This window comes from Pedobacter nototheniae, assembly GCF_004335085.1.
Classification (GTDB): Bacteria; Bacteroidota; Bacteroidia; order Sphingobacteriales; family Sphingobacteriaceae; genus Pedobacter; species Pedobacter nototheniae.
Map to the genome: position 1 here is coordinate 62,318 of NZ_RQRS01000031.1, position 506 is coordinate 62,823.

Below are 506 nucleotides of genomic sequence, written 5' to 3' on the forward strand. Positions count from 1 at the left end.
AAGACATTAGTACAGATGGTATAGTATTGGTAAATGGTGTAAGTGGGTTAAGCAGTTCAGTTTTATCTAATGCAAAATTAAGCATTGGAGATAAAATGATTACCGCGAAACAGATTGCCGACAATACAATTACCGCGAAACAGATTGCCGACAATACGATTACCTCAGATAAGATCAAGGTTGATGCCGGAGCAGCCGCAGGTATGATTCCTATGGTTGGAGCAAGTGGCACGATTACTTATGTAGATCCTAAAACAACATCAAACACATTAATAGATAAGAAAGACATTAGTACCGATGGTATAGTATTGGTAAATGGATTAAGTGGATTAAGCAGTTCAGTTTTAGCTAATGCGAAATTAAGCATTGCACCGAAATCCATCACTGCAAATCAGATTGCAGATAATACGATTACTTCAGATAAGATCAAAGTTGATGCAGGAGCAGTCACAGGCATGATTCCAATCGTTGGAGCAAGTGGCACGATTACTTATGTAGATCCTAAA

At 38.1% G+C, this 506-nt stretch carries 1 protein-coding gene; it reads left to right on the forward strand.

Translation table 11 applies throughout. The features are described 5' to 3' along the window. Window positions 1-506 (forward strand): hypothetical protein (locus EHC72_RS20815; protein WP_211660341.1); only part of this gene is annotated, 506 nt, incomplete at both ends.